17 protein-coding genes are annotated in these 21,271 nt (G+C 59.6%); 5 read left to right on the top strand and 12 right to left on the bottom strand.

From position 1 onward, the window contains the following. Positions 1–7: 7 nt before the first annotated feature. The 8 genes from tssA to MSL71_RS12730 form a co-directional block, all read right to left on the bottom strand. Positions 8–1,570, bottom strand: coding sequence for a type VI secretion system protein TssA (gene tssA, locus MSL71_RS12765; RefSeq protein ID WP_180140891.1), 1,563 nt, complete (start codon positions 1,568–1,570; stop codon positions 8–10). Beyond that, positions 1,570–2,340 carry a TagF domain-containing protein gene (locus MSL71_RS12760; RefSeq protein ID WP_180140890.1) on the bottom strand — a complete coding sequence of 257 codons (771 nt, stop codon included), beginning with the start codon at positions 2,338–2,340 and terminating at the stop codon, positions 1,570–1,572. Before MSL71_RS12760 ends, tssA begins: the two co-directional genes overlap by 1 nt. Then, on the bottom strand, positions 2,328–5,792 hold the full coding sequence (locus tag MSL71_RS12755) for a type VI secretion protein IcmF/TssM N-terminal domain-containing protein (protein ID WP_180140889.1): 3,465 nt from the start codon (positions 5,790–5,792) through the stop codon (positions 2,328–2,330). Before MSL71_RS12755 ends, MSL71_RS12760 begins: the two co-directional genes overlap by 13 nt. Beyond that, entirely contained in the window at positions 5,793–6,464 is a 672-nt protein-coding gene (locus tag MSL71_RS12750) for a DotU family type IV/VI secretion system protein (protein WP_180140888.1), read from the bottom strand. A gap of 1 nt (position 6,465) precedes the next feature. Further along, the gene (tssK, locus tag MSL71_RS12745; RefSeq protein WP_180140886.1) at positions 6,466–7,851 is read right to left on the bottom strand and encodes a type VI secretion system baseplate subunit TssK; all 1,386 of its coding nucleotides are present in this window, start codon (positions 7,849–7,851) and stop codon (positions 6,466–6,468) included. Positions 7,852–7,853: 2 nt separating this feature from the next. Beyond that, positions 7,854–8,399: a type VI secretion system lipoprotein TssJ gene (gene tssJ, locus MSL71_RS12740; RefSeq protein ID WP_180140884.1), complete on the bottom strand. Its 546-nt coding sequence runs from the start codon at positions 8,397–8,399 to the stop codon at positions 7,854–7,856. Between the two features lie 1,129 nt (positions 8,400–9,528). After that, positions 9,529–9,822, bottom strand: a complete 294-nt coding sequence (locus tag MSL71_RS12735) for a TIGR03905 family TSCPD domain-containing protein (RefSeq protein WP_180140883.1) — start codon at positions 9,820–9,822, stop codon at positions 9,529–9,531. Positions 9,823–10,004: 182 nt separating this feature from the next. Next, a complete protein-coding gene (locus MSL71_RS12730; RefSeq protein ID WP_180140882.1) occupies positions 10,005–11,486 on the bottom strand; it encodes an amidase in 1,482 nt (493 codons plus the stop codon). Positions 11,487–11,774: 288 nt separating this feature from the next. Here MSL71_RS12730 and MSL71_RS12725 point away from each other — a divergent pair, with 288 nt between their 5' ends. Together MSL71_RS12725 and MSL71_RS12720 are read left to right on the top strand one after the other, a co-directional pair. Beyond that, entirely contained in the window at positions 11,775–12,212 is a 438-nt protein-coding gene (locus MSL71_RS12725; protein ID WP_180140881.1) for a hypothetical protein, read from the top strand. 64 nt (positions 12,213–12,276) lie between these two features. Further along, positions 12,277–13,077, top strand: a complete 801-nt coding sequence (locus MSL71_RS12720; protein WP_180140880.1) for an enoyl-CoA hydratase/isomerase family protein — start codon at positions 12,277–12,279, stop codon at positions 13,075–13,077. A gap of 265 nt (positions 13,078–13,342) precedes the next feature. On the opposite strand, the gene MSL71_RS12715 is transcribed toward MSL71_RS12720, so the two are convergent. From MSL71_RS12715 to MSL71_RS12700, 4 genes are all read right to left on the bottom strand, one after another. Beyond that, complete coding sequence (locus MSL71_RS12715) at positions 13,343–14,881, bottom strand: ASKHA domain-containing protein (RefSeq protein WP_180140879.1); 1,539 nt, start codon at positions 14,879–14,881, stop codon at positions 13,343–13,345. A gap of 87 nt (positions 14,882–14,968) precedes the next feature. Next, entirely contained in the window at positions 14,969–15,568 is a 600-nt protein-coding gene (locus MSL71_RS12710) for a M23 family metallopeptidase (protein ID WP_180140878.1), read from the bottom strand. Positions 15,569–15,581: 13 nt separating this feature from the next. Further along, the gene (locus tag MSL71_RS12705) at positions 15,582–15,776 is read right to left on the bottom strand and encodes a CooT family nickel-binding protein (RefSeq protein ID WP_180140876.1); all 195 of its coding nucleotides are present in this window, start codon (positions 15,774–15,776) and stop codon (positions 15,582–15,584) included. 89 nt (positions 15,777–15,865) lie between these two features. Then, the gene (locus tag MSL71_RS12700; protein ID WP_180140874.1) at positions 15,866–16,069 is read right to left on the bottom strand and encodes a hypothetical protein; all 204 of its coding nucleotides are present in this window, start codon (positions 16,067–16,069) and stop codon (positions 15,866–15,868) included. Positions 16,070–16,473: 404 nt separating this feature from the next. Here MSL71_RS12700 and MSL71_RS12695 point away from each other — a divergent pair, with 404 nt between their 5' ends. The 3 genes from MSL71_RS12695 (at position 16,474) to MSL71_RS12685 (ending at position 21,252) form a co-directional block, all read left to right on the top strand. After that, entirely contained in the window at positions 16,474–17,103 is a 630-nt protein-coding gene (locus MSL71_RS12695; RefSeq protein WP_180140872.1) for a 4Fe-4S dicluster domain-containing protein, read from the top strand. 75 nt (positions 17,104–17,178) lie between these two features. Beyond that, positions 17,179–18,069: a CoB--CoM heterodisulfide reductase iron-sulfur subunit B family protein gene (locus MSL71_RS12690; protein WP_180140870.1), complete on the top strand. Its 891-nt coding sequence runs from the start codon at positions 17,179–17,181 to the stop codon at positions 18,067–18,069. A gap of 156 nt (positions 18,070–18,225) precedes the next feature. Then, positions 18,226–21,252 carry an FAD-dependent oxidoreductase gene (locus tag MSL71_RS12685; protein WP_180140868.1) on the top strand — a complete coding sequence of 1,009 codons (3,027 nt, stop codon included), beginning with the start codon at positions 18,226–18,228 and terminating at the stop codon, positions 21,250–21,252. Positions 21,253–21,271 lie beyond the last annotated feature (19 nt).

Raw genomic sequence — 21,271 nt, 5'->3', positions numbered from 1 at the left:
TTTGAAGTTATTTTCGCTTGCTCTGCAGGTTCATCGCGTCCACCGTGCTGATCTCCGCGATCATGGACAGGATCTCAGCGGCCCGCGCCGCGTGTTCTTTTCCGGGAAGTTTTTTCATGACGGTGTAGATCACCTTCAGCCCGGCCAGGGCGTGTAACGGGTCCCACTGCATCAGCCCGGAGCCCGTGATGTCCGCACAGGCCCGCTCCAGGTGTGCCACGGCCATCTTTTCCTGGCGGTGCTCTGCCAGAAGGCGGATCAGGCCAAGGCGAAACGCCAGGGCGTCCCTGCCCGATCCGCACGACCGAAGGTGCCGATCCAGCCCCTCCACAGCCTCCTGGAGCTTGCCATCCTCCCGCGCCAGGACCCGGGCGCGCTGGATTTCATCCGCCACCGTATCCCCGCCGTCGCCCCCCTCTTTCCGGCTTTCATTGTCGCCCTCCGCCTGCCCGTCCAGAAAGCCCTGGAGCCCGACCATCCAGGCCAGGGCCTCGTCCGAGGCAAAGGGCGTGCCGTCGGAAAACCGGAGCCCCTCGATGCCGTCCAGGCGCCGGAGCAGCAGCAGGGTCTCGCGACACACCATGTCATGGGCCCGCTCATACCGCTTCCCAAGGTGCGACAGGGCGTCGGCGGAAAAGTAGTTCAAGGTCAGCAAAAAGGTGTGCTGGGGGTTGTAAAGCTGGCTCTCCGACCTGGAAACCAGCTCCTCCCACGCCTCCTCATCCTTGAGCTTTTCCAGGTACTCCGTCACCTGCCGCTTGGGGGGCGGAATCCTCGTAACGCCTCCGTCGGCAAGGGGCAAATCCTTGATGGGCTCCCAGAGGGCAAACCGCAACCAGCGATAGGACTGCGGACTCTGCATCTCCCCTTCACGAACCATTTTGGAGGCCTGCTTGACCGTCTTGAACAGGGGGGCCATGCTCCGCAGGAGGTTTCCCGCGTCCAGGGTCACCTCTTCGGTGGGAAGTGACGCTTCAACCACGGGTTTGGTTACTTCGGGAGGCGCCGCCGCGGTCTCCGCGGGGGCTTCCTGGGCAGGAGCCACGCGCTCCACGGTTGCCGCCAGGGGGCCGAAGGTCAGGTCAAAATCCGTGTGGTCGTCCAAAAAGCCATCGATCCTGTCCAGGTTCCCCCGGACCCGCCCCACGGCTTCGGCGTCCGCTGTCCCCTTCATGGGACCGGCAAGGGCCTCGTCGGTCTTTTCCATCCACCATTGAACAGCCGAAAGCCTGCCGCCCATACGCCGCATCGGGGGATACATGGACTCCCAGAAGGTCTCCAAAAGGTCCGCGAACACCCCTGTTGCGACCCCAAGGCCCGGCCAACCCTCAAGGTGGACAAGGGCCGCGCACAGATAACTTGCCACCAGAAGATCCTTGGAGTCCTCGGCAAGGATCCCGGTGGCCAGCTTTGACACGGTCTCCCAGGAGAAGCTGTCCCGGGAGGTGGGAGAGCTGAGCTTGTCGATCTCTTCCTGGAGCGCTTCGAACCGTTCCTCATACCGAACGTCTTCTCCGGCGGGGGCGGCCTCGCTGATGGGCTCTTTGCCGAGCAGGGCAACCTGTTCCATCACGACGGCTCCATGGAAGAGCCCCACAGCGTATAAAAATCTTCCAGCACAAGGGGTCGCTTCAGGCACATCAGGTAACGATCCGCCTCCGTGCCCCCGATGAAGACCATGGCCGGTTCCAGGGGCGAGCGTTTTTTAAGGAGCCGAAGCAGTTTGGCGGCAGGCGCCAGGGCCTCTTTCATCTCACAGACATCCAGGGGCACAAGAAAATGGTCCTTCCGCGCCAGCCCCTCGATGTTGTTCATCTTGTCCATGAATCCCGACGTTTTCTGGTGTCCCTCATGCAATATCAACGTATCCTTTTCCGTTTCCCGCCTTCGATAGAGCTTGTCCCAGCGCGGCTCAGGAAACCTGATCCCCGCCACCCTGCGCTTGAGTTCGTGAATGCGGGTGATGGTCCGTCCCCCCAGGGCCTCCAGTGCTTCCCACGACTCCCGACAGGCATAGGGCAAAAGGTCCCAGTGGCGATTCCTCTCGGCCACGGCCCCGGCCCCCACAATCATCAGGGGGTAGCGCCGCCCGTGGTTGTCCCGGCTATCCTTGATCGTGCCGCAGACAAGCTCCCCGTTGGGCCCCAAGGCCCAGAACCGCCATGCCACGGAAAGGCCGGGGGCGGGCTTGGGATCCACGCCCCCGTAGCCCTTTTCCATCCACCCGGAGAACCCTTTGAGCAGGGGCGTCGCCTTGCCCAGGCACAGGTAGTCGCCGGCGCTGGGGTGTTTGCCGGCAAGATACCAGCTCCACTTCTGTCTCCAGATCAGTCCAGCCACGCGACAATCACCTCCGGAGGCTTTCCCGCCACATTGTTCATCATCCGGAGAATGGGCTTGGTCCCGGTCATCTTGTATTTGACCCGGATATAACGGACGCCTTTTCGTTTCAGGGATGCGCGCTCTTCGGGAAAATCCCGGATCCGAAACTCGTGGCGGCCGTTGGAGAAATCCTTGATGAACTTTGCAAAGGCCCAGCCGCCGATGTATTTTTTCTCAAGGACCAGGTCACCGACCCCGATGGTAAGGGTCACGGCCCCGCCCTCCTTGGGCGACCAGTCAAACACCTCCTGGGCCCGGTAATTCCGGTTGGTCAGCACCTGGGTTTTGTCCACGCTCTCAAGTTCCAGGGTGGTGATGTGGGGCTGAATGGTGGCCTCCGGGTTGATGTCCGTGGGAAGCCCTTCAATGGTGACTTTAAAAACGGCCTTCTCGGACTTCACCGAATAGGTGCCGCGGGTCACATAGGTAAACAGAGAGTCGGTGAAGGGAATGCTCCGGCCCGCCACCTCTTTGGCGTAGTACCCTTTTTTGCTCTTCTTCCCGATGAACGGTTTGGCGGGCCCTGCGACAAAGCGCTTGACGGCCCCGCCTTTTCCGAAGAGCAACCCACTGATGCTCTTCTTGTTGTAGACCCCCTGGATCTCTGAGAGCACCGTCTCATCCCACACGTCCTGAAGGTATCGGCCGGCGGTGTTGCAGGTATCGGCCCAGAGGTAGTCAAAGGGCCCGCGAAGAAGGGTACGGAACAGGGCCCGGGGCGTCCGGTGGGTCTCCATGACGATCTTCAGGGACTCTTCGCCGTGCATGGCCGTGCGCACGGCCGAACCGCCGGAGACCGGGTCTTCGGTAAAGGCGGTCCCGGCCAGGGCAAAGGCACCGGCCGGAGACAGGGCCGCCGTGGACATACCGGAAAGCCCCTCGGCATAGCGGTTGAAGGCATCGGCCCCGGCAGCAACGGCCTCGGGCACCTGGTCCTCCTTGCCCACCGGACCGGCGACCTTCTTGATCCTGTAGAGAAACTTCGCCCCCTTGCCGGGGACCCTCACGTTGGGCACCCCCTTTTTCTTCTGAGTGGACAAAAGAGCATGCTGCCGAATGGCCTCGAACTCAAAGATCGGCTCCATCCACAGGGGGGATTCCTCAACCTCGGACGGGAAAAAGGAAAGCTCCAGGGCCATCTCGCTCAACAAGGCAAAGTAGGGGTTGTCCTGGGTGCCCATCCTCACCAGGGTGGAGATGCTCTCCTCTTTTCCTGTCACCGTCTCCTGCCCCTTGGGGAAATAGGTGGCAAAACGGTGCCAGGACTGGGCATAGGCCTCGTGATACCATGCGAGGAAGGTCGATTTTTTCTGGGCGATCTCCAGGGGGCTCTCCAGGGCCTGCTCCAGCTCCGTGAGCATCCCGAACACCTGCTCCCGCCCCTTGAGGGTAAAGGCAGGCCCCACAAAAGGCTCATCGGAAAGGTGGTGACTCCCCTCCCAGAATTCCGCCAGGGTCAACGAAGGGATCCCTCCCAAGCCGTTGCACCATGTCACGACCCACGAAAGGGAGAGCTCCTCGTTTTTCATGCCGTAGGAGAGCCAGGAGGCCAGCATGGCCTTTTCCCCGGCCAGCATCTTCGGGCTTGCCCAGGCAAGGTAGTCCAGGTACTGGGCAGACACCGATTCCAGGACGGAGGGGTTGTCCCAGTGCCCATCGGGAATCAAGAGGCTCTTGAAATCTGGCTGGGGCAAGGCGTTCAACGCTTCCGGATCCGCCCCCTGGTTCCTGGCGGCAATGAGGTTGATGCGGCGGATATAATGGGGAAACACGCCTGCCAATTCCCCCTCGGAGGTTTCCCCGGAAAAGTTCACCACGGCATCGCCCATCTTGGTGTCGTAAAACGCCAGGAAAACCCCCTGGAACCGGTCGCAGTACCGAACCTTGAGGTCCCGCTCCAGGGCGCTGCAATGGTCCAGCCCGAAATCGGGGAGCAGGCGGCTCTCGTTTTTCTCTTCCACGTTTCGAATAAGCAACCGAAGCCGCTCCAGGGTGTCGACATCCTCAGCCAGCTCACCCCGCAGGGAGGGAACCATGGCGTACTCCCGCTGCACCTCCCGGACCATGGAAAGGTTCTGGGAAAACGAGTAGCTCAGAAGCACGCCCAGGGTAAGGCTGGCCAGGGCCAGACTGGAGAAGGCCATGACCTTGAGACGCCTTTTGCCTTCAATGAGGCGCCGTGTGGGCACATGGATATTCCGATCCGTCGGAAGGATTTTGGAAAAGAGGTCGTGGAGGAAATAGCTGGTGTCCGCGGCATCCTGCTCCCCGTCTCCCCCCTTCCCCTTAAGCAAACGCGCCGCCTCGGGAAACTTGGAAAAAGGATGGCCGGACTGCCGGGCACTGGAAAAAAAGAGACCCCTCAAAAACGGCGGTTCCTGATAAACGTTGCTGCTGAAGGCGGCGTCTGCAAAGGTTTTGAGCCGGCTTTCGATGCCCTGGAACTCCTCAGGGAAAAAAAGGACCCGGGCCTGGGCGCTCTCAGCCCCCAGCGAACGTGCCACCTGCAGGCGGTAGTTTCGGAGTTTTTTCGTTACCTGGGCAAACGAAGAGGAGAGATAAAACGACGCATCGCACTGCATGTCGCCGTTGATGGACCCGAAAACCTGCTCGTACACGGCGTCGGGAAGCTGCTCGCAGAACTCGGTCATGCCCTGAATCAGGTCGCACTTGGTCACCAGAAGATAGATGGGGAACCGCGCCCCGATTACTTTCATCAGCTCATTGATGCGATCCCGGATCTTGCGCCCTTCTTCTTCGATCTCATCCCGGGTTCCCGTCAGGAGTGTTTTGGCCGAGACCGTAACCACAAGCCCGTTCAGGGGCTCTTTCTTCCGATACCTGGCCAGCTGCTTGAGAAAAGAGTGCCACTCCCGCTTGTCCTGGGACTCGTCCTGATGGGTTGCGTAGCGCCCTGCCGTATCCAGCACAATGGCCTCGTTGAAAAACCACCATTCGCAATTGCGCGTCCCGGAAACCCCGGAAACACGGGGCGGCTGAGCGAGGTTGGTCACAAGGCCCGAGTTTTCGATGGCCGTGGACTTGCCCGTGCCCGACTCCCCCATGACCATGTACCAGGGCAGGACATACAAGGGGTCCCCCTTCACACGGAGATGGGATTTCTTGAGTTCGGCAACGGACATCTTCCACTGCTTACGCTGCTCGCTTGCGATGGCCTTGTCCTCGGCAGATGCGCCCTTGGACACCAGCCCGTTGACGAATTTACGCTCACGGTACCGACTCCAGAGAAACCGCATCAGGAAAAAAAACAGGAGCAGCCCCAGGGCTCCTGCAGACACCATCGCCCCCGACCAGACCGAATACCCAAGCAACATGGCCACCACGGGGGGCACCAGGATAAGTGTCATCAACAGGCAGAGAATCAGAACCGCTTTCAGAAATGTTCGCATTTATCGCACCAGTCCTGTCAGAACTTCGCTGTTTAAAATAAACCCATAGATCACGAACAAGATGCCGCACAGCACCGCAGGGGACAGCACAAGCAGGAAGCTCACCAGCGACGAGCCGCTTTTGACCCGGGGCTCCATCCCCACGGGCATCTCCCCCTTGTACGGCGCAGGAAACCATTTCTCCCGCCCGTCGGACGTCAACCGCTCGTCATCGTTCACCAGCCGCCTGCAGAGGCCCGCCTTCAGGTCCTCTAAGGTCTGCTCGTCCTCTTCCATGCCGTATCGTCCCCGAAATCCGGCCATGAGGCAGAGATAGAACACCTCAAACACCTCCCGCCGGGACGGGTCCGTCTCCTTGAGCCGGGTGAAAAACTCGGCTCCGCCCTGGGAGGTCTTGAAGTGAATCCGCTGCAGGGACTCCTTCTGCCACTGGGCCTTCCCGTTCCAGCCCGACTGCATGACCCGGTCATCGACCCAGCAGAACACGGCAAACCGGGCCCCCTCGAAATCCTCTTCGGAAAACTCACTGCGTGCCGGGTGGCGCCCACACGCATCCACATGAACCATGATGGATGCGCGAAGCTCTTCGTAAGGCGTCTGGTTACGCTCGGCCTCGGGCAGGGCGTAAGCCACACAGGCCATCAACGGGATAAAACAGTCGCTCAAATGCATGCTATTTCCTCCTGACAATCATGATCTCCACCTTCATATCCGGAGCAAGCCCTTCCCAGTAAAGGGAGATGTGCTTTTCACGTTCCACGCGATGCCAGCGATCGTCCTGGCTGTCGATGCGAAAGTAGGACGAATTGCCGCGTCGCGGGAGTTCCTGTGGGGGAGAAGCCAGGTGCTCCAGGCCAATGCCCGGCAGGGAGCGCTCCACAAACGCGGGTACCGATGCCTTGGACCCCAGCTTGACCCCGATCTTGACCGCTTCGAGGATATGATCCGCCTCCTCGGGCCCCGTCACCACGAGGTAGTACTGGCTGTTGGCCTCCAGGTGGGGAGGCAGCAGCACGGCGTTGAGGTAGGGGTCTTCCCGCTGGAACTCGATGATGTACTCGGGCCCGGAGGTGATCTCATCCAGCAGGGCGGAAAGGATCACCCCTGCCTGGGAATAGCAGTGCCACAGGTTGTCGTGGTCGTAAGTCGGAAGCCCCGCTCCTCCCTCTTCGCTCTGGCCCAGGACATTGATGCGCTCAGAAAAGGAGGAGAGCTCTCCGATGACCTGTCGCAACACCACGTACAGGTCCCACGGGTGCGCCTCTTTATGCTCAATAAGGTGGGCTATTTTGGGGATATAGCGGTTAAGGGTCCTCAGGGCCAGGAGGAACACCATGTCCCTGGAGCCGAACTCCGCGTTGTGGACGCCCCGTTTTTTCTTGTAGCTCTCCAGCTCGTGCCCTTTGTAGGACAACTGGTCGTAGATATCCTGAACCAGGCCCCAGAGCACCCTGGACCCGCTCAAGGCGTACACAGGGGGAATAAACCGGGTGGACAGGGCGATGTCGTCACTGTTTCTCTCCAGCATGGCGATGGGAATCAACTCATAGCCCCCCAGCTGGTCCAGCTCGGAGTGGAAAAAAACCTTGAGCAACAGGGTCAGGGTTTTCAGCTGAGCAGGCGGGCCGTCCTGGTGCAGGTCCCTCACATTTTCGGGCTCCTCACGGGCCAGGTAGCGGGTGGTGACCTCCGCGGGAAGCACGCCGGGCCCCAGGGTGGTGACGTTGCCCTGGTACCGGTTCATCTTGCGAACGCCGACATACACCGTCAGGGGCTTGCCGCCGTCCACCCAGGACTTCTGGAACCGCCTCGGCTCCATGAGGGCGTTTTCCCCGATGACGGCATAGGTGCCGTCCCGGAACCAGAATGATCCGGCGTCGATGTGGATGGACGAGCCGGACACGGCGGAGCTCCGGATGGAGACGTTGCCCACCCCTGTGAGATGGGGTTGGATATGCCGGTTGTAGGGTGTCAACGCGGATTCGTGATAGCTGTGGTTCAATTGCAGGTGCTGCGGCTGGAGAAAAAGCCCCTGGTGCCAGAAAAGTGGTTTTTCCATGCCTATTCTTCCTCTGCCTCTGCGCCGACGTCGACAATCTGATCGGGGCCCAGCACGAAATCCGCCTGCAACTTCCCGGGAACCAGTTTCTTGTTGAAGCTGAGCGCACTCTCTCGCTCAATAAACACGGGGATCTCAAGCAACCGAACCATGCGCTCCTGGGTCAACATGCCGTATCCCGCCACAATTCCCAGGTATCGCGTTCCTTCCGCGCGCTCCATTCGATGGGTCACGTCACTCCCCGGGTAGATATAGATACTCTTTACGGAAGTCACGCTCTCGTCGTACACCTTGCACTCCAACAACTTGGCGAGCCCGTCTTCATCCTGGCAGAGCTGGTTGAAGGAGTTGGGGTCGTTGAGCTGGTAGAGGACAACGTACAGGGTGTAGGCTTTCCCATGCCGTTGGTTGAGCTGGTTGTCTGCTTCGAAGTGAAGGACGATGCCTTCTTGTTCAAGTTTCCACTCCGGTGGTGATACGGGAGAAAATCCGCACCCGCATACGGACCAGGCCAAAAGGGACAGCACGACAAAAAAAGTCTTTTTCACTTCCTAACTCCTTAACCAGATAGGGTTCACACATCAAAAAAAGGCAGGGATATCCCAGGGTATCGCAACTCGGCCTGTCGCGGTTCATCGCAGCCTCGTCTCTCGTGTGGCGAGCCTGCCAGGGACACGACGGAGACCAGGCCCGGGAACCGGTCGGGTCGGCCGAAACATTCGATTGTCTGTTTATCTTTTCAGGCCAGGCCCCTTTATTTAAAGATCGGGGTAATACGCTACGTGGCCTTGAAGTGCATGACTGGAGGGTACGAATGGTCATGGGTCGTCCGGTGGCACCATGGTTGCCCGTCGGAGCCCATCACCGTGGGCTCCGCTCGTCATCCGGAGGTACATCACCGGGAGTGTGAAGGAAGAAAGCGGCATGAAAGGCATCAGCCCGGTCAAGGGCAATGGGCGGCGTCCTCGCTGCCCCCTTTGCCGGGCCGCACAAAGCAGACGACAGGACTTTCGTATTTTACAACACTGCCGATCGCCGCCTTTTGGCGATGGCGACACCCGCCTGTCGTCATAATGGGTGCTTCTGCCCCATCATTTCGGTGCATGTCTATTTCATCATGCCCAGCCGTTACTTCAGTTATATTTTTAAGTAAAAACCGTTATAATTTTACTATTTTTTAATGATCATATCGCATCGCAATTAACTCTTCATCGTGCGTGAATAATTTTCATATGACACTTTACGTCATTATTCAACAAATAATTACTCTCAAAGTAGAATAAAATAAAATACGTGCATATATTGCCCCGGACGCGCCCCTGAAATCACCCGTTTCAATCTTCGATATTCCGGCGAGTTACACACATGAGCAACCATACACAGGGGACTTTTAAACGCCAATCCACCCATCACACAGCGCCCCCCTGAAAAGTATTTTACATTTTGCCACCACACCTTACGCCATAGACAAAAAACACTCAAAACGCTGACTGTATCGCCCTTATCAATGGCTCATGCGACAAAAAGCTCTAGAACACAGGTCGCAGCAATCGAAAGCTGTTCGACAATACCAAATTCCTATCGCCATAAACAAAAACAGGCCATGATCTCACCAGATCATGGCCTGTTCGTAAAACACCTGTTGTTTCGTATCCAAAGACCTTATGAAGGCGACCGTCAGCTCGCCACGATCTTCAGGAAGGCCGACAGACTATCCGCCTCAAGCCTCCCCGCTTTCCACTCTTCAAGGGCCAGGGCAAGCTGGTCCGGGCACGAAGTGGCCTTTTTTCCGCAGGTAACCCCCTTGAGGCGGGCAATCACCTCATCCACGGACATGCCTTCCACAAGGCGCCCGATCCCCAGGAGGTTTCCAGGGCATCCCCCGGTAAACACGAGATTTTTTATGGTGTTGTTCTTAATATCAAAATCTATTTTTTTGGCGCAGACACCCGAAGGCTCGTACGTGTACATGATACATCCATCTCCATTTTTTTACCGGAACACAGACAAGACCCATGGGACCCGGCGTTCCTTGGAAAGACACAAACAATAAAAAACGAAAAAGACCATACACCGGTCCGCGCCCCATGGAAAGCCCGTTACGCACGGGCAGGCGTTTTTCTTTCACCACGCATGCCGGCAACGCCTGTTCTTCAATCCAGTGCGTGGTATCGACCAGCCCAGGGAAACGCCCGCTCCAATTGACCGGACAGCTTGAACAAGGTCATTTCATCGCACATCCGCCCGGTAAAGAGCATGCCCAGTGGCAGCCCGTCCTCGGTCCAATGCAGGGGAATCGAGACACTGGGAAGGCCGGAGACGTTGCCGAGGACCGTAAAGGCCATGCGGCTCAACGTGGGTCCGGCAAAATGCTTCACAAGCCCCAGCTTCATAAGGAGGCGCCCTGTTTTAACGGGGCTGCCCATTTTCAGCAGAAGGTCCTCGAACTTTGAGGGAGGCAGCACCCCGAGGGGATCGGGAGGGCCGATAAGGGTGGGAGTAAGAAACAGGTCGTGCCGGGTGAGGAACCGCCCCATGGCAAGTTGCACCTCATGCCATCCTTTTTTTGCCATCACCAGATCGCAGGCGGAAAAAGACCGGCCGATCATGGCCATGTTGAGGGTGGAAGGCTCCAGGGCGGCGACAGCCTTTTTTCCGTACTCTTTTCCGGTAAACGCAACTTCCGCTGCCACATGGGCACAGACCACCATAAAAAAGTCACGCCACAACGCGTCGGTGTTGATGGGGGGATCGGCCTCTTCCACCCGGTAGCCGAGGCCTTCCAGATGCTTGACGGTGGCTTCCAGGCCCCGCAACGCCTCCGGGTGCAGGGTGGCATCGGTCAGGGGGCGACTGGAAAAAGCAATGGTCAACTGGCCCGGATCGGCTTGGCAGGCGTCAAGGTAGGTTCCATGTCCCCGGGCAACCCGGTAGGGCGCTCCCACCTCCGGTCCGGCCGTGGCATCAAGCATGGCGGCGCTGTCCCGAACACTCCGGGTGATGACATGCCCGGCCACGGCACCGTCCCAGGCCTCGCCCGATTCCGGCCCCAGGGGATTCAGGCCCCGGGAGGGCTTCAGACCAAAGACACCGCAACAGGCCGAGGGAAACCGGATGGATCCCCCACCGTCGTTGGCCGACGCCATGGGCACAATGCCTGCTGCCACCGCAGCGGCCGACCCGCCCGAAGAGCCCCCGGTGCTGACACCCCGCTTCCATGGGTTGTGGGCAGGCCCCGACGATTTGGGTTCCGTGGTGATGGTGAGGCCGAACTCAGGGGTATTGGTCTTTCCGAAGGGCACCACGCCAGCGGCCATGAACCGGTTGACCAGCTCACTGTTCTCCCCAGGGACCGCTCGGATTCCCCGGCTCCCCTTGCACAAAGGCTCTCCCTCGTAATTGTCCATGAGGTCCTTTAAAAGGAAGGGCACGCCCGTAAAGGGGCCGTCGGGCAGGGGCCCCGCCGCCTGGGCCCTGGCCCGCTCAGAAAAGGTGTGAACGATGGCGTTCAACTCCGGGTTCATCCGCTCCGCCCTTGAAATGGCACTCTCCAGTAATTCACGGGGATGAACCTCTCCTTTGCGTACAAGCTCCGCAAGGCCCAGGCCATCGTATCGGGTGTACTCGTTCAGCATGGTGCAACTCCAGTCTCGGGGTTATGATGGCCTCGCGCCTGTCCGGATCCGGTATCGTTCGAAATATAAGCCAAGCCATCGAATAAACTTGATTTACTACATAAACTATGATCTTATCAAGCAATACTCGTCCATAGGATGGGTACCGGCCGCATTTAAAACGATACATCAGCACCCCGCTGAACCTCGGCAACATACTGATTGTATCGGACAAACAGGTCATCACCATACATACCCCAACCGCATCCCCGTTTTTTACCCGGGGACAAAACAGATGAGACCCCCCCCATGACATCACGACTCAATCTACCCGGACTTGCATGCTTCCTCCTGGCGGTTCTGGTGTTCGCTCCCTGCCCGGCCATGGCCTCGGACGGAGCCGCCATGAAGATGCCGGTGGAAGGCACCTGTGACGACACCTATGTTCTCCTTGAAGGTGTCTGTGTTTCCCAAAGCGCCCTGCAGACCGACCCCGTCACCCTGCTGGAGAAAATCAACGCCTTCAAGAAAAACGCCGACGACCCTAACGCCTCAGTACCGATTTCGGCCACAACCGACGACAACCCCACATGCGCGCGGTACAAAAAAATGATCGACGATTACCTGAAACAGGGCGTCATGACTTACAACCCGGAAACGGGAAAAATGGAGAGCATGAGGGGAGAGGCCGCAGAAGAGGCCATACGCGAGGCCCGAGAGTATGTAGACACCTTCTGCAATGATTGACGATGATGAGGTGCAAAAAATGATTCCAGTCCTAACAACCCCTGGTCAACCATCGGAGGCAGCCATGTTTGAAAACCGCAGCGGCGACACACCGATTTTTTCATGTTACCGATCAGGCGCCATTGTCCTGTTGCAACTGAAGAACGACCTGGTGAACACCATCAGCGAGATTGACATCAAGGAGCTGATGTTCGACTACTTCAAACGCTTTACATCCGACGCGTCGGTCAAAGTGATTATACTCATGGGGGCCAAGGGGAAAAAAGGAAGAGATGAGTACATCGATTTCTACCGAAAGGTGGCCTGCGGCAGCATGAGTTACGACAAGCTGGAACGCCTCTACTGTGCCCTGAATCAATTTATCCTCAAGCTTGCCACCGTCAACAAATACGTCATCCACGCCGATCGCGGCCAGATCGACACCATCTTTCTCAGCATGGCCCTGGCATGCGACTACCGCATCCTGGCCACGGGAAGCGTCTACCAGAACCCCTACCACAACATCGGCCTGGTTCCCAAGGGAGGCCTCGCCTATTTCCTCCCCCGCATGATCGGCTCCGCCGCGGCCTCGAAGTTTCTCTTGAGAAAAGACGACATCACCGCCAAGGAGGCCCTGGGCATCAAGATCGTGGATCGTATCGTCCCCCCCGATCGCCTGGAACAGGAGACGGTGAACATGGCACGGTCCATTGCCGAGGTACCGGCCGAGACCCTCTTTGGCGTGAAAAAGCTCCTGAATCTCTCCCAGGAAGACCTGCACAGGGTCCTTGAGGTGGAGAGCATTGAACTGCGCCGCATTGTCCGTTCCGACACCTTCAGGCAAGAGCTTTCAGGAGCGTTGGATCGGTTTGGGTTGAGATATTGAAGGGGCTGAGGGCTAAGGGCTAAGGGCTAAGGGCTAAGGGCTAAGGGCTAAGGGCTAAGGGCTAAGGGCTAAGGGCTAAGGGCTAAGGGCGCGTACCCTTACAGGCACGAAATGCACAGTGTTTTCAGGGCTCGAACAAAAAAATACCGCTGGGCTTTAACCACAAGGGTTAAGGCCCGGCGGCAACCAACATTCGAGGTGTTTTCCATAGCGTGACGTTGCGCCCAGCTGGCCGCCAGAGGCATGCTTTTGGACGATTCCCCCCTTATTTCTTCGTCACCGTGGGAAAAAGATCGGGGTCGGTGTGGGGGATGAACTTGGCCCCGCTGAAGCGGATCATGAAATCCTGATCGACGTTGAGTTCCACATAAGTGATCCGGTCCCTGATGGCGTCGGCCTCGTCCATGTAGCGATCCCCGTAAAGCATCAGGGTTGCCCCTTCCAGGGAGCTGTTCCCGATCTTTTCATACCGGTTGCGGTCAAGGTCCGGAATCATGCCGATGGAGATGGCGGATTCGGGATCGATGTAGGCCCCGAAGGTCCCGGCCACATGGATTTTTTCCAGGTCTCCGAACCCCACCCCCACCTTCATGACAATGGTCTCCAAAATGGTGTACATGGCCGCCTTGGAACGGATCAGGCTGTCCAGGCTGGCCTGGGAGACGGTGATGGCGCCGCCGGTACCCGATGTCTCCTCCGGCACAACAATGAGGGCCGGCAGGCCGTGCTCCATGGTGTAGCGCCCCTTGCAGGCCGACTCCACGAGTTTTCCCTTGGCATCGATCATGCCCGTTAAAAAAAGGACAGCCGCCAGGTCGATAAATCCCGACCCGCAGACCCCCAGCGGCGGCAAATGACCGATGGTGCCCACGGTAAAATCGTCACCGTCCCTGCGCACCCGGTCAATGACCCCGTCCCCGGCGGTCATGCCCATGGAAGAGACGCCCCCCTCCAAAGCAGGGCCAGCGGCCCCGGCACATCCCACCAGCCAGTCCCGGTTGCCCAGGACCACCTCCGCGTTGGTCCCCACATCCACAAGGAGCGACGTCTCCTTTTGCCTGTGAATACCGGAAAAAAGAATCCCGGAGATCAAATCCCCCCCAAAGTAACTGCCGATGTTGGGAAAGAAAAAGACGCGCCCCTCCGGGTTGGTGTGTTCCAGGAACAGGGACGCTCTGTGGGTCCCCGGGGTGTTGGTCACCGGAATGTAAGGCTCACGGATGATATGCTCCGCAGGGAGCCCCATGAACAGATGGGTCATGGCGGTGTTCCCCGAAATCGCCACGATGTAAACCTCCTGAACCGAGACCCCGGCCTGGAGGCAGAGGGTCTCCAAACCGTCATCCACCCCCCTGCATACCAGGGTTTTCAACTCTTCGGCCCCTTCGTCCGTGGCCGCATGGTGAATCCGGGTCAGGATATCGCTGCCCAGGCTGATCTGGGGGTTATCCATCACCGTCTCGGAGAGGGTCTCCCGGCTCTCCAGATCCACAAGGCGCATGACGATGCGGGTGGTGCCCAGGTCCACGGCCACCCCCAGGGCCCTGGACTCTCCCCGGGGATCGAGGATATCCAGGAGCTCAAGCTGCCCGCCCCCCTGAAACAGAACGCACCTCGCGGAAAAATCCCACTGCCTTAACAGGCGACTCACCCGCTGAAAAAGAGAATAGTCCACAGCCGGGCGGGTGCCCGTGCCGGAGAGCGCCCGAAGCAACCGGTCCATATCCGCGCTGTTATCTGAAAGGGAAGGCATGGAAAGTCGAACCGGCCTCACCCACCCCAACCCATGGTCGTGTCGTGTCATCTGGTCAACCCCGGTTAAATGGTTTTCGTCCCCATGGGACGTCTCTCATCGGTGTGGTGAATCAACGTCGTCATAAAGCAGAAAGACTTATCCCGACGCCCAAAAGGAGGCGTCCCCGGCCTCCCCGCACAGGAGGAGTTCCTCCCCCAGCAGAGGCGCCGGGTCGTGGAAACACACCGCCCCTTCTGCTCCCATGGTGGCCCAGCGAAGGGCCTTGCGGGAAAGGTCGTCCGGAAAAGTCATCAGTGAAAAATGAAGATGGCTGGCAATGCGAAGATGCCGCCGTAAAGGATCTGCCAGCACGGCGAGGGGCTCTCCCCGACCAATCACATCGCCCCGGGCCAGGCCCTTTCTCGGGGTCACATGGGCATAGGCAGTAAAAAAAGGCCCCTTGGGCCCCCCATGGCGAAGAAAAAGGGAGGTCCCGATGAAATCGTCGTCGGAGACCTCCCAGACCTCTCCGTCAAATGCTGCGGGGACAGACGTTCCCGGGCTCAGGGTTCGAGGCTCCCCCCCTTCGGTATAGTACCGGCAAAGGTCCACCCCCTCATGGGGCAGCGGACGCTGCTTGCCGGTGCCCCACCAGCTCTTTTGCGTGCCGAAAAGCATTGCTTCATGGGCGGCGAACCGCACCCGCCCCAGGCCGTTGGCCTCGGCCATTTTTTTAAGGTAACGGCACGGGAGCAAGCACGCAACCTGATCAGGAAGCATGCGTAAAGACGATGCGATGGGCCATGAGGTTGATGTCCGCAAGGACCCCCTTGACCTCTTTGACCTCACCCAGGAGGCCGCGGAGCACGTACACCCCGTTATCGGCCGGCGTGATGGCGGCCACGTTCTCCATGACCAGCTCTTCCTGGTCGCCGTGCTTCAGGTACACATTGGATTCGCACATGGTATTGCTCCTTTCAGGTATGTTCAATGGGCAGGGCCGAGACGAACGGTCCAAAGCGCAACGAAGGCCGTTTTTAAAGCCGCCGGAAATTACCGGGCAACGCTCCCCGATCCTCCGTAACGCTCCAGTTCCCAGATGATGCACTGGGTCCGGAACTTGCAATAAAGCTTCGGGTCCGCACAGGTAGCACACTCATCGCAAAGATAGCGACCGTACTTGCTGCAGTAATAGCGCCCTTCCCGCTCAGGGTGGCGGGCACACCGTCTCTCGTCGTGATCCGTGGTTGCACTCATGGGGTCACTCTACCCCAAGGACTGTGTGATTTCAAGAAAATGAGCCCGAAATCCCAAGTTGTCGATGCCCCGATCCACTCGGGACGATCGCAGCGGGCCTGGGTGAACTCATCAATATAGTTTTACCTCTCAAGGAATAATCATTCAAAAAATATTTGACTTCCTCAGGTTATTACATTACTGTTTGTAGCAAAGAACACGATTCACAGCCTTCTGATGCACCTCACCTCCAACGCCTCCTGAGCAGAGTCTGACGCACCTCTTCTTCAAGCTGCCGCGCGACGCCACGGGCAATGACGACACACCCACACCGCACCGACGCACACGGCACATGACCCAGGTGGTTCCTTCACCTGATTTCAGGAATACCAACCCACGCTGGCCGCCCATCCAAGGAGGCATTCATGGATGTCTGGACCTACGACCCGGAAGAGGCACGGAACTTCGCCGTTGAGGTGATGGAACGCTCCAACCAGAATATCTTCGCCTGCTATCAGTGCCGACGCTGCGCATCCGGGTGCACCGTGGGTGAAGAGATCGGCTTCACCCCGGACCGGCTTATCCGCATGGTAATCACGGGAAACCGCAAAGCCGCCCTGGAAAACGCCCTGGTCTGGCAGTGCGTCTCCTGCTACACCTGCGGCACCCGCTGCCCCAACGACATCCAGGCCGGCCGGGTCACCGAAACCCTGAAGAAAATGAGCCGCGAAGACAACCTCGTTCCCATGAGCCCCACCATCGCCTACTTCCACGACTCCTTCGTCACCGGATGCACCCGGTGGGGACGGGTCAATGAAGTGCAGTTCATGGGATCCTACGAGATGAAACACATGGCCAAAAACCTCGTCAGCTTCAAGTTCGGCGCCGTCTGGAAAGAGATTCGCCAGCAGACCCTCCTCATGGGTGCCATGCTGAAGCAACGCCGTCTCCATCTCAAGCTCCAGACGGCAAAAGGCCGCAACGAAGTCCGTTCCTTTTATAAACAAGCCATGGAAAAGAAAAAGAAGAGCAAAAGCGCCCCGCAGCCCCGGTAATGGCAGGAGCCATTTCGGGCGGCCCGGGATACCCACCCGACACGGATATCCAACAACCTTCAATCGGAGGACCCCATGGAGCTGGCTTACTACCCCGGATGTTCCCTGCACCAGTCGTCGCAGTTCTACGACCACCAGACGCGCCTTGTCTTCTCCACCCTGGGCATCGAACTCACCGAGATCTCCGACTGGAGCTGCTGCGGGGCAACCTCCGCAGGCAAGTTCGATGATTTCCTCGCCGTGGCCCTTCCCGCCCGGAACCTGGGCATTGCCGAAGCCTCGGGCTTCGACGAGATGGTGGTCCCCTGTTCAGGCTGTTACTCCAGCCTGCTCATGAGCCAGGTCCGGTTAAAGGAGAACCCCGCCCTGCTCTCGGAGATCAACCGGGAGCTCACCAGCAAGGTGGACGGCTCCCTCAAGCTGCTCACCATTCTGGATGTCCTGCTCAAGGCCACGGCAAAGCCCGGGGTCAAAGAACAGGTGATCCACCCCTTAAACGGCATCAAGGCAGCCTGCTACTACGGCTGCATGACCCGGTTTGCCTACGACGTGCCCGTCTCCGATGATGTGGAAAATCCCAGGGGGATGGAAACCCTGGTGGAGTTCTTTGGCGGGGAGACCATGGACTGGAGCTACAAAACCGCCTGCTGCGGCGCGTCCGCCGCCATCAACGACCCGGACACGGCCATGACCCTCATGGCAAAGATCATGCGTGACGCCCTGGCCCGCAAGGCCAACTGCATCGTCACCACCTGCCCCATGTGCCAGCTCAACCTGGACGCCTATCAAGAACGGTTCTGCAATGCCCACGGCATCTACGAAAGGCTGCCCGTCTACTTCATCACCGAACTCGCCGGGCTGGCACTGGGGCTCCCCATGGACTCCCTCAACATGAAACAGCACTTCATCGACGTCACCGGCCTGATCAAGGAAACCGGCATCCTGGAAGAGACCCGAACAGCCTGACACCTCGACATCCGAAGCAGACACAGGCACACACGCCTTCTACGCGGCTCCGGATCACGACCACTCGAAGGACTTCGACAACAACACCTTCAGACTTCGCACGGACCCGGCACCTGACCTCACACACACCGGGTTCCCCATGACAGGGAGGCATCCATGACGAACACAAGCGGCTCCGTACTGGTGGTGGGCGGGGGCATCGGCGGCATGCAGGCGGCCCTTGACCTGGCCGACAGCGGTTTCAAGGTCCACATGATCCAGCGGGAATCCTCCATCGGCGGCACCATGGTCATGCTGGACAAAACCTTCCCCACCGGGGACTGCTCCATGTGCATGATCTCCCCCAAAATGGTGGAGGTGGGCCGCCACCCCAACATCGAGATCCACCCCCTTTCCGAGGTGGCCCGGCTGGACGGCGCCCCGGGGGACTTCACCGCCGTCATCCACCAGAAGGCCCTGTACGTAGATCCCGCCAAGTGCACAGGCTGCGGAAGCTGTGAAGAGAAGTGCCCCAAAAAAGTGCCCTCGGAATTTGAGCAGGGCCTGGCCCCCCGCAAGGCCATCCACGCCCTCTTCTCCCAGGCCGTTCCCTCCACCCGGGTCATTGACGCCTCCCAGTGCATCTACCTCACCAAGGGCAAGTGCCGGGCCTGTGAAAAGGTCTGCACGGCCGGGGCCATCCGCTTTGACGACACGGACAAGGAGTTCACCCTGAGAGCAGGTGCCGTGATCCTTGCCCCGGGCCTTACCCGCCACGACCCCACCATCCACCAGGAACTGGGCTACGGCAGGTGGCCCAATGTGGTCACCTCCCTGCAGTTTGAACGCATTCTCTCGGCCTCCGGCCCCTTCCAGGGCCACATCACCCGGCCCGCCGACGGCACCCATCCGAAAAAAATCGCCTGGCTCCACTGTGTGGGGTCCCGGGATCCCCACAACGGCAACCCATGGTGCTCATCGGTCTGCTGCATGTACACCACCAAGCAGGCCGTCATCGCCAAAGAACACGACAGCGCCGTGGAGCCCACCATCTTCTACATGGACATGCGGGCCCACGGCAAAGATTTCGACCGCTACATCGAACGGGCCAAAACCGATTACGGAGTGCGCTACATCCGTGCCATGATCTCCGATGTCCGGGAGACAGCCGAAGACGGCAACCTCACCCTTCGCTACGAGCGTCCCGACGGAACCCTTATCTCCGAGTCCTTTGACATGGTGGTCCTCTCCGTGGGCCTGGAGCCCAGAAAAGACGCCGCTGCCTTTGCCGAAACCTTTGGCATCGACACCGACGCCCACCTGTTCCCCACAACCGGTGCCTTTTCTCCCGTTGCCTCTTCACGGCCCGGGGTGTACGTCACCGGCTGCTATCAGAGTCCCAAGGACATCCCGGAAACCGTGGCCCAGGGCAGCGCCGTGGCAGGGGCTGCCATGGCCCTTCTCAGCGAGGCCAGGGGCACGGAGATCACCACGCGAACCCTCCCTCCGGAAACCGTAACCGCAGAGGACGAGCCCCGCGCCGGGGTCTTTGTCTGCCACTGCGGGGTCAACATCGCCCAGACCGTGGACGTCAAGTCCGTGGCCGAGATCGCTTCGGGCATCAAGGGAGTGGTCCACGCCGAAGACCTGGTCTACGCCTGTGCCCAGGACAGCCAGGAGATCATCCGGCAACGCATCACCGACAAAGGCCTCAACCGTGTGGTGGTGGCCTCCTGCACCCCCCGGACCCACGAGCCCCTCTTCCGGGAGACCATCCGGGCCGCAGGCCTCAACCCCTACCTCTTTGAACTGGCCGACATCCGGGAGCAGTGCTCCTGGTGCCACATGGGGCAAGGGGAAGAAGCCACCCAAAAAGCCAAAGAACTCGTCTCCATGAGCATTGAAAAGGCCCTGCGCCTCATGCCCGTGGCCACCGCCACCGTGCCCGTCACCCCCCGGGCCCTGGTGGTGGGCGGGGGCATCGCAGGGCTCACCTGCGCCCTCTCCCTTGCCGATCAGGGGTACGGGGTGGACCTGGTGGAAAAAGAGACCCAGCCCGGCGGACTCCTGGCCGGAGTCTCCACAAGCTGGGACGGAGGCGATGTGGCCCAGTGCCTCAGGCAAAGCCTGGAGCGCGTGGCAACCCATGAACGGATTACCGTTCACGCCGCAGCCGAAGTGGAGACCAGCGAAGGCTACGTGGGCAACTTCACCACCACCCTCACCGACGGGGCCACCGTAGAGCACGGCGCCGTGATCATGGCCACCGGCGGCACCTGGCACGAGCCTACCTCCTTTCTCTACGGAGAAGACCGCCGGGTCATGATCCTTCGAGACCTTGAGGCCTCCCTTGAGCAGGCCCCCCCGAAGGACCGGGAGCACGTTCTGTTTATCCAGTGCGCAGAGTCCCGGTGCGAGCCCCGCAACTACTGTTCCCGCATCTGCTGCCAGGAGTCCGTCAAACACGCCGTGGCCATCAAAAAAGCCAACCCCAAGGCCAACGTCACCATCCTCTACCGCGAAATGCGCACCTACGGCATGCGGGAAATGCTCTACGCCGAGGCCCGGGACTTAGGAGTCCTTTTCGTGCGCTACAGCCTGGACAACATGCCGGAACTCACCCCGTCAACCGACGGCATTGAGGTCCGCCTCAACGACGAGATGGCCGGATTTCCCATCCGCTTCGTGGTTCAACGCCTTGTGCTGGCCGCAGGGCTGAACCCTCACCCCGCCACCGGGGAGATGGCCGAAAGGTACAAACTCACCACCAACAGCGACGGCTTTCTCCTGGAAGCCCACGTCAAGCTCAGGCCCGTGGACTTTCCCAGCGAAGGCTACTACGTGGCAGGCCTGGCCCACGCCCCGAAAAACATCGACGAAACCATCAGTCAGGCCCTCTCCGCCGCAGGCCGGGCCGGGGTGCTCCTCTCCAAAAAAGAGCTGGCCGTCTCCGGGGCCGTGGCCAAGCACAACCGGGACCTCTGCATGAGCTGCCTGGCCTGTGTCCGCAACTGCCCCTACGGCGCCCCCTTCATCGACACCGACGGCAAGGTGAGCCACAACGAGGTCAAGTGCGTGGGCTGCGGCATCTGCGCCGGGGTCTGCCCGGCCAAGGCCTTCCAGGTCAACAGCTTTAAAGACGATCAGATCGCGGCCATGATCGAGGCCGCGGCGCCGGGGAAAGTAGCCAATGGCGAGCAGTAATCCGTCACAACCCGTTTCC

Origin of the sequence: Desulfoluna butyratoxydans (assembly GCF_900699765.1) — a bacterium.
Taxonomy (GTDB): domain Bacteria; phylum Desulfobacterota; class Desulfobacteria; order Desulfobacterales; family Desulfolunaceae; genus Desulfoluna; species Desulfoluna butyratoxydans.
The sequence above is the reverse complement of the archived record's forward strand: the minus strand, read 5'-3'. Positions and strand labels throughout refer to the sequence as shown.

Coding starts and splice junctions, on each gene's coding strand:
- tssA (WP_180140891.1), bottom strand. CDS start 1,570: ATGGAACAGGTTGCCCTGCTCGGCAAAGAGCCCATCAGCGAGGCCGCC.
- MSL71_RS12755 (WP_180140889.1), bottom strand. CDS start 5,792: ATGCGAACATTTCTGAAAGCGGTTCTGATTCTCTGCCTGTTGATGACA.
- MSL71_RS12750 (WP_180140888.1), bottom strand. CDS start 6,464: ATGCATTTGAGCGACTGTTTTATCCCGTTGATGGCCTGTGTGGCTTAC.
- tssK (WP_180140886.1), bottom strand. CDS start 7,851: ATGGAAAAACCACTTTTCTGGCACCAGGGGCTTTTTCTCCAGCCGCAG.
- MSL71_RS12735 (WP_180140883.1), bottom strand. CDS start 9,822: ATGTACACGTACGAGCCTTCGGGTGTCTGCGCCAAAAAAATAGATTTT.
- MSL71_RS12730 (WP_180140882.1), bottom strand. CDS start 11,486: ATGCTGAACGAGTACACCCGATACGATGGCCTGGGCCTTGCGGAGCTT.
- MSL71_RS12725 (WP_180140881.1), top strand. CDS start 11,775: ATGACATCACGACTCAATCTACCCGGACTTGCATGCTTCCTCCTGGCG.
- MSL71_RS12720 (WP_180140880.1), top strand. CDS start 12,277: ATGTTTGAAAACCGCAGCGGCGACACACCGATTTTTTCATGTTACCGA.
- MSL71_RS12715 (WP_180140879.1), bottom strand. CDS start 14,881: ATGACACGACACGACCATGGGTTGGGGTGGGTGAGGCCGGTTCGACTT.
- MSL71_RS12705 (WP_180140876.1), bottom strand. CDS start 15,776: ATGTGCGAATCCAATGTGTACCTGAAGCACGGCGACCAGGAAGAGCTG.
- MSL71_RS12700 (WP_180140874.1), bottom strand. CDS start 16,069: ATGAGTGCAACCACGGATCACGACGAGAGACGGTGTGCCCGCCACCCT.
- MSL71_RS12695 (WP_180140872.1), top strand. CDS start 16,474: ATGGATGTCTGGACCTACGACCCGGAAGAGGCACGGAACTTCGCCGTT.
- MSL71_RS12690 (WP_180140870.1), top strand. CDS start 17,179: ATGGAGCTGGCTTACTACCCCGGATGTTCCCTGCACCAGTCGTCGCAG.
- MSL71_RS12685 (WP_180140868.1), top strand. CDS start 18,226: ATGACGAACACAAGCGGCTCCGTACTGGTGGTGGGCGGGGGCATCGGC.